4 protein-coding genes and 1 tRNA gene are annotated in these 5,597 nt (G+C 67.3%); 2 read left to right on the top strand and 3 right to left on the bottom strand.

The features are described from left to right. Positions 1-328 precede the first annotated feature (328 nt). A tRNA-Glu gene (locus RWX87_RS06380) sits at positions 329-400 on the bottom strand. A 189-nt stretch (positions 401-589) separates the two neighbouring features. Continuing rightward, entirely contained in the window at positions 590-1,402 is an 813-nt protein-coding gene (locus tag RWX87_RS06375; protein ID WP_314688739.1) for a tRNA (guanine-N7)-methyltransferase, read from the bottom strand. A 283-nt stretch (positions 1,403-1,685) separates the two neighbouring features. Between RWX87_RS06375 and galE the strand changes: the two genes are divergently transcribed. Then, positions 1,686-2,696, top strand: coding sequence for a UDP-glucose 4-epimerase GalE (gene galE, locus RWX87_RS06370; RefSeq protein WP_314688737.1), 1,011 nt, complete (start codon positions 1,686-1,688; stop codon positions 2,694-2,696). 68 nt (positions 2,697-2,764) lie between these two features. Here the strand turns inward: galE and RWX87_RS06365 are convergent, their stop codons facing one another. Beyond that, positions 2,765-4,612, bottom strand: a complete 1,848-nt coding sequence (locus RWX87_RS06365; RefSeq protein WP_314688735.1) for an alpha-amylase family glycosyl hydrolase — start codon at positions 4,610-4,612, stop codon at positions 2,765-2,767. Positions 4,613-5,109: 497 nt separating this feature from the next. Between RWX87_RS06365 and RWX87_RS06360 the strand changes: the two genes are divergently transcribed. Beyond that, the gene (locus RWX87_RS06360; protein ID WP_314688733.1) at positions 5,110-5,502 is read left to right on the top strand and encodes a DUF4190 domain-containing protein; all 393 of its coding nucleotides are present in this window, start codon (positions 5,110-5,112) and stop codon (positions 5,500-5,502) included. Positions 5,503-5,597: the final 95 nt, after the last annotated feature.

Raw genomic sequence — 5,597 nt, 5'->3', positions numbered from 1 at the left:
AACACCGCCGCCTACGTCTGCACGCAGGCCGGCGCCTGGCCCCCCTATCCCGACCGCATCCCCGACTACCTCGCTGCGGCAGGCGGGGCGGTCTGAGGACTGGGCCATGCGGGCCGGATTATCCCGGCCCGCATGGAATCCCCTTGCCGATGAATGCCAGCCGTCGCAGGGAGCCCAGGGGATTTGGCCGAAGGCGACGAGATGAGGCGCTCCATGCGGGCCTGTGATGGCCCGTGTGGGGCGTTCCCGTATCCCGCATGGTTTCACATGCCATGCCGTTTTTTCAGCGACTCCGGCAATGTGCCCGGAGGCCTGGGAACCATTGAAGTACCCCCTGAGAGAGTCGAACTCTCGCTGTCAGATTGAAAGTCTGGTGTCCTAACCGTTAGACGAAGGGGGCGACACAAACAGTTCATCGTAACGGCGTCTTCGTCACCCTGCAACGAGCGGCGTGTTGGCGATACCCGGCGTAGGAATCCCCCTCTCGTCAGCTTCGCGACGGACGGCCTTCACGCCATCGTCGCCGACGGCCGGTTGCGCCGAGACTCATGACGGACTGAGAATATGACCGGGCAGACCTCAGACGGCACTAAACCGCACGATAGGCGAAATCGTGAATCGTCCGACCAGCCTCCAGCCCCTTGCGTTCGAAGTTGGTGAGAACGCGACCAGCGAAACGCGACGACTCCGTGAAATCGGCGTGGGGAAGCATCTCCGCCTCGTCCGCAGTGCCTTTGCCGACGTGTTCCGTGGGCAGACTCACCGTTCGACCTCCAAGATTCTCGAAGCCGGCTCGGCCATCCATGACCTGGTGGACGTGCAGGGCGTAGTCGTCGATGTCGGTGGCCAGACGCCACATCCCGCCGGTCCCGAGGGCGCGTCTCACGTCTCCTGCGAGCGCCGGCTGCACCAGACGCCGTTTGTGATGGCGCATCTTCGGCCAGGGGTCGGGGAAGAAGGTCCAGACCTCCCGAACCACGCCCGCATCGGCCACCGCGAACAGCTCGGGGGCGTTGACCTGCGCGACGCGAAGGTTGTCGAGGCCGTCGCGGCCGGCGAGCAGGAGGGTATGGGCCACGCCCGGGTCGTACACCTCAAGGGCCAGAAAGCCGATATCAGGGTGGCTCCCCGCAGCCGCCGCGATGTTCTCGCCCTGCCCGGTGCCAATCTCGACCACAAGTGGGACCCCGACGCCCCAGACGCGGTCAACGAAGGCACGGTCCAGGCGTATCCCGCGGCGCACATCCAGGGCGCCCGGGTGCGAGGACAGGTCCAGCAGAAAGCGGTCCGAGTACCTGTCCCAGGCACGGCGCAGCCTCTCGTCGAGACGTCCTGACCGGCGGACGAAGGACAGAACGGGCCGACGCCGAGCAGAGGACGGGTCGTCATCGTGGATTGTCACGGAGCCCCACTCTATCCGACGGGGAGCATCCGCCCGTTCGACCCCGCGACGATGACAGAACCCCCCTGCAGCGTCGGCGGACCGCGACGGCCCCCCTCCCCTCACCGCCCCCACTCGTTCGCCACATGCATGCATCCGATGCCGTGATTCCCCAGGGACCCAACCATCCGTGGCGATATACTCGGGGAGGTTCCGCCCCAGACCAGGGCGGCGAACCGACGAATGGCGGCGGAGGGGAATGCCGGCGCCGCGAAGCAAGCCGATTATGGCGGAGAGGCCGATTATGACGGTTCTTGTCACTGGGGGGTGCGGATACATCGGCGCCCATGTCGTCCACGCGCTGCACGAGGCCGGCGAGAGGGTCGTCGTCGTCGATGACCTGAGCTACGGGCGTCCCGAGCGCATCGGCGACGCCCGTCTGTACGGGATGGACATCGCCGCGCCCGGCGCCGGGGAACGTCTCGGCGAGATCATGACCGATGAGAAGGTCGACGCGGTCATCCACTTCGCGGCTCGCAAGCAGGTCGGCGAATCCGTGGCGAAGCCGCTGTGGTACTACCAGCAGAACATCAACGGCATGCTCAACGTGCTCACCGGCATGACGCTCTCGCAGGCACGCCGGCTCGTCTTCTCCTCCTCGGCGGCGACCTATGGCGTCCCTCCGGTCGACGTCGTCCCCGAGGACGTCGTGCCGATGACCCCCATCAACCCGTACGGGCAGACGAAGCTCTTCGGCGAGTGGATGGCCCGCGCGTGCGAGAAGCCCTTCGGCATCCGCTTCTGCGCGCTGCGCTACTTCAACGTGGCCGGCTGCGGTCCCGTCGAGCTCGAGGACCCCGCGATCCTCAACCTCATCCCCATGCTGTTCGACAAGCTGCGCGAAGGCAGGGCACCACTTATCTTCGGCGACGACTACCCCACCCCCGACGGCACCTGCGTGCGCGACTACATCCACGTCTCCGACCTGGCAGACGCCCATCTGGCGGCGCTGCGCTATCTCGACCGCGACGAGAGGAAGTACGACGCCTTCAACGTCGGCACCGGCGAGGGGACGTCCGTCCGTCAGATCGTCGACGAGGTCAAAAGGGTGACCGGTCTGCCCTTCCAGGAGAAGGTCACGGAGCGCCGCGCCGGCGACCCGCCGCATCTCATCGGCTCCCCCAGGCGCATCAACGAGGAGATGGGCTGGCACGCCCGCTATGGCGTGAAGGACATCGTCGAATCCGCCTGGGCGGCCTGGCAGGCCAACCCGTCGCACCACATCGACGTGGAGCACTGGACGCAGACGAACTGATGCGTCTGCGGAGCGTCGGCCCGTTCGGCAAGCGACTCCGCCGACGCGGCCACGAGCCGCCCCCCCCCTCACCAGCCGGGCGTGGGCACAGGCGGCAGGGACCACACGCCGAAGGCCGGAGCGTCGGACGTCCACGACCACCCGTCGTCTCCAGGACGCAGCTCTCCGCCACCATACAGTCGCCGCGGCTCGCCCTCGCCGACGAAGACGGCATCGATCGGCAGCGAGACCCCACCCGACCGCGCGGCGACGACGAGCAGACGCTCGTCGTGCGTCTCCCGCAGGAAGGCCACGGCATCGTCCGAGACGGCCACCCAGCGCATGCCGCCGGAGGTGAGCGCGGGATGGTCGCGTCTGAGCCCCAGAAGGTCCCGATAGCGTGCCATGGCACGGGGATGGCTCCCCACGGGGGCGCTCCAGTCCATGCAGACGCGCGCCCCCTCGCCGGTGACGCCCTCGGCGTCCCGCTCGTCCCCCGCGAACACCATGGGGACCCCCGGATACGTGGCCAGGATGCCCACGGCGACGTCGAGCAGACGGTCGTCGCCGATGATGGTGCGCACGCGCGCCGTGTCATGGCTTCCGAGGATGTTCCACTGGGCCATGGCGACCTTCCATGGCACCCGCGCCACCGCCTCCTGAAGGGAGGCCGCCATGGAAAGGCCGGAGCGTCTGCGGAAGGGCATGTCCGCCTCCATGTAGTCGATGTCGGAGTCTGGATCGCACAGCCATGTCCACACCGGACGCGAGAAGCCGCCGTAGTTCATCGAAGCCTGCCATCCGTCCCCCTGCAGATCGCCGACGGGGTCCTGGTGCATGTACTCGGCGACGAGCGCGCCCTTGCCGTCCGTCGCATCGTCCACGGTGGATCGCATCGCCATGGCCACGCGATGGTTGGCGTCGATGTCGACGTAGCGTCCCACCTGGTTCGCCACGTCGATGCGCCACCCGTCGAGTCCGTCCGGGCCCAGCCAACGGGCGGCGATGGAACCGGGACCACGCACGAGACGGTCGAGCAGGGCGTCGGACCTCCAGTCCAGCTTCGGCAGGGATCTGACTCCACGCCAGCTCACGTAGTCGTCCGGCCATCGCCTCCACATATAGAAGCCGTGCTCGGGGGAATCCGAATCCCCGAGCGCCCGACGGAACCAGTCATGGCCGATTCCGGTGTGGTTGAGCGTGAGATCGCCCATCAGCCGCATCCCCCGTTCATGGCAGGCCCTGGCCAGCGAGACAAGCGCCTCATCCCCGCCAAGCAGAGGATCGACGTGCTCGAAGGTGGAGGCGTCGTAGCGGTGCACGGAGCCGGCGGTGAAGAACGGCGTGAGATACACCACCGAAAAGCCGCAGTCACGGATGTGGTCGAGATGGTCCTCGACGCCCTTCAGATCGCCCCCGTACCACTGACGCCCCGAATCGACGCCACGCGCCAGCGGAGGCGTCCCCCAGGGTGTGGGAATCGCCCATGCCGGTGCCCGCCGCTCCCCGGCCACGGCGGATCTGGCGAAGCGATCGGGAAAGATCTGGTAGACGGCTCCCGCGCTCTCCCACTGCGGGGCGCCGGGGAACACCGTGGCCCGGAAGTCCATGGAATCGCCCGTTTCCCGGTCCACGACCCCCGCCGCGGTCAGCCAGTCGAAGCTCCCATCCTGCCTGAGCAGCATGAAGCGATAGAGGGTCAGCGGGTTGGCCATGCGAAGGTCGGCCTCATACCAGTTCTCCCATCGGGTCGACAGGATGCGCCGGGCCGGGACGATGCGGGATTCGGCGTCCTCGGTGGACCGCAGGCGAACGCCCACGTATTCCGAGGACCGAGGCACCCTCACCCGCACACGGACGTCCTGCCCCAGACGCGGGACGGGATCGGACACGTACATTCGCGAACCGTCATGATGAGGTGCCGCCACCGATGCCATTGAATCATCCTTCCACCGAAATTTCCCCGCCATGCTACCAGCACCGATGCATCTAGGATGGAGCCATGAGCGATAATTCCGATCCATCCGACCTCTCATCCGGACGGTCCGCGGACGCGGCGGGAGACGACCCCTCCCCTGTCAGCCCGACCACGGAGCCCGCCGATCCGGGGGTGGCGGCTTTGCACGACGCACAGACGCCCTTCGCGCGACCACCCTTCCGGACCAGCGGGCCGGGGAACGCCCCATCGACCGCTCCGGGGTCCGGAACGTCTCAGGGATCAGCATCCGCATCCGGATACCCGCATCCACCGGTCGAAGGCTCGGGTCAGGCCTCGGTAAGGTCCGGTTCCGGACCACGGCCCGCCGGGTTCGGCGCCTCCTATCCCGGAGCGCCATATGTCCAGCAGGGCGGACCCGTCCCACAGCAGCCCTGGCAGAGTCCGGGATACCCCCCGAACCACGGCCCCGGCCCCTTCCCGCAGCAGCCTGTCTGGATGGCCCCACCCGCCTATGCGCGCTGGAACGGCATATGCATCGCCGGATTCGTCCTGTCCTTCATCATCGCCCCCCTCGGGCTGGTGCTCTCCATCATCGCTCTGGTGCAGATCCACCGGACCGGGGAGAAAAGCCGTGGCATGGCCATCGCGGGAATCGCCGTCAGCATCGTGCACATGGTTCTCGTCGTCCTCCTCATCCTCAGATTCATCTGGGCGCTCGGCACCTACACCTCGGGGGACTTCTCCTCCTGCGCGGGAACGGACTGCACCCCGAGCTGGCTCGACACGGACTACGGCCAGACCGACGAATACGCAGTTCAGAGGGGGCCATTGGTCGCATCCGCGCAGAACGCAGTCGCCGTGTCCGCCTTGGAGCCGACAACACTCTGACACGCCGAATTTTGCACCGCTCCGACCTTTGGGTAGTATGACCCCTTGGCTGCTTTCGCGGCGGCCACGGCCCTGTAGCTCAGTTGGTTAGAGCG

The organism is uncultured Bifidobacterium sp. (assembly GCF_963540075.1).
Lineage (GTDB): Bacteria > Actinomycetota > Actinomycetes > Actinomycetales > Bifidobacteriaceae > Bifidobacterium.
Note: the sequence above shows the minus strand (reverse complement) of the source record. Positions and strands in the feature narration are given on the sequence as shown.